General features: G+C 46.7%; 3 protein-coding genes. 1 reads left to right on the top strand and 2 read right to left on the bottom strand.

What is annotated here, in order from left to right:
- The first annotated feature begins 122 nt into the window (after window positions 1–122).
- Entirely contained in the window at window positions 123–497 is a 375-nt protein-coding gene (locus DW49_RS1000000133190; RefSeq protein WP_050575249.1) for a hypothetical protein, read from the top strand.
- A gap of 44 nt (window positions 498–541) precedes the next feature.
- Here DW49_RS1000000133190 and DW49_RS0123800 read toward each other — a convergent pair whose 3' ends face one another.
- Both DW49_RS0123800 and stbB read right to left on the bottom strand, forming a co-directional pair.
- Window positions 542–1,114: a hypothetical protein gene (locus DW49_RS0123800; RefSeq protein WP_005619502.1), complete on the bottom strand. Its 573-nt coding sequence runs from the start codon at window positions 1,112–1,114 to the stop codon at window positions 542–544.
- A complete protein-coding gene (gene stbB, locus DW49_RS0123805; RefSeq protein WP_029774735.1) occupies window positions 1,114–1,815 on the bottom strand; it encodes a StbB family protein in 702 nt (233 codons plus the stop codon). Before stbB ends, DW49_RS0123800 begins: the two co-directional genes overlap by 1 nt.
- Between the last annotated feature and the right edge of the window lie 95 nt (window positions 1,816–1,910).

The raw sequence follows: 1,910 nt of genomic DNA on the forward strand, positions 1-1,910 counted from the left end.
ACTGTTTTCGAAAAAACCAGCTACTAACTAACGTAAAATTCAAATTTTATCAATAACTTAGGTTGCGGGACACGGGTAAATTATTTCGCAAACAGTACACTAGAAACGGAAAGGCGCAATTTTTGAAGCATCTGCCCCTGATCCAGTCCAGGCTAAAAGGCGGTGAGACCCAAAGCGCGATCCGACTAGAATTGATGCAGGAAGCAGGCTTGGTCATCAGCAAGGCGCAATTCAGTAGGTACTTGAAAGCGTTCAATCTGATTCAAAATTTGCCTTCATCCACGCCGACCTCTGCGAAAGATTCGAATCTGCACGGTGCCGAAAAGAACCCTGTGCCTGTAACGACTAGCGAAAACTCAAAGGCGGCTTTGAATAAATCAGCAAATCCGAGAAAGCCGATGACTCCAGCTGATTTCAGAAAAATCAGAGAGGATGTCGATAAAATGGATTTGAATGCTCTTATTTCCGGTAGAGGCATCGTGTACGACGAAAAATAGCTGGAGGATGTGTGCCCATTAGGCACACATTCACCTGACTATCTTTACTTCTTATATTTCTCTTTGATTGCCGTAGGAATATTGTTCAAGAGATTATTCTGCGCCTTGTACTCATCGTAAAACCATTTGTTAACTTCATTTACGTCTTGACTCTCGATAGCAAGCCAAGTCATACCGCCGAGCATGATCGCTGCCAACATAATAAGTCCAGCTAGCATCATGTAATTAAACCGAGTTGCTTGCGTGTCTCGAATGTTTCCCGATAGCGCAGATAGGCGATTTTCCAGTTGCTCTATCTTCACGGTGGCCCGATTCAATGCTGGCTCAAAAACCCGGCCTAGGCTTTCATGAATGGCTTCGGAAAGCTTGATACCTACATCTAATCCGGCTTTTGTCGTAGTTGCCTGAATTAACGCCTTCGTCTCTTCTTGTAGCCACAATGCGGTGTCTTCTGCGTCCTCCACTGCATCAGCCACGATATCGATCGAATCTCTCATGGAAAGCTCAAGCATTTTTGGAATGCTTTTTATATCGTCATGCAAACGGCCTACGTCGCTCAGCAGCTCAGTAATCAAGGCATCACGCGCTGTTGCAGGCGCTTTTTCAGTCTGGCTCATTAATGGGCCTCCTCTCTGAACAACTCAGTAAAGACCACATCAAGCTTGCGATTGACGCCTTTGGCAAGAAGCTTCAAGCCGTACATATCCGACCAAAGCTCGCGATCCTGAATACTGGCACTTTTGTCTTTGAGCATAGCCTTGTAATCAGTGTCATCGGCCATCAGAGCGTTTAGCGAAATACGTTTCACTGATAATGCGTCGAACAGTTCTGTTTCAAAAATCGAGCATTGCGGGTTAATCCAGAACAATTGGGTACGGTCATGGTAGGAAATGATTATCGAGAACTCCGTGTTGACATCACGTTTCACTCGGTTGAAGACCAGTCTGATTTTGCTGGCTGGAATACCCATCGCTGCCAACGTTCCAATCATACTAACGGTTTCCTTTTGCTCCTTCGTGCCTGACGTTATAGGAATCACGTAGTAATCAATTTCATCGTGAGCCTCTTCGAAGCTTTCCAGGTTGGCCATGAAGTCTTCAACGTTGGAAGCACCCACGTCGATGATGGCCTGGTCTTCAAGCATGAGACGTTTGAACAGCTCACGGAATTTGTTACCGCGCAGCTTTTCAACGTCCAGGCCGAGATTTTCTGCGGTCTCGTTAATCGACTCGATAGCGTAGATCGGGGCACCGTCCATGCGTGGCGATAGCAGGTTGGCGGCAATGGTGGTTTTGCCGACAGTGCCGGTGTAATTGATGTAAGCGCCTCATGAACCCCACATTCCAGTCCTGCAATTGAAGCTTGATGCTGTGCTCCAAATTCTTTTCAGGAGCCAGCCCCCATGATGCGACC

The sequence above is a fragment of the Pseudomonas avellanae BPIC 631 genome, assembly GCF_000444135.1.
Lineage (GTDB): Bacteria > Pseudomonadota > Gammaproteobacteria > Pseudomonadales > Pseudomonadaceae > Aquipseudomonas > Aquipseudomonas avellanae.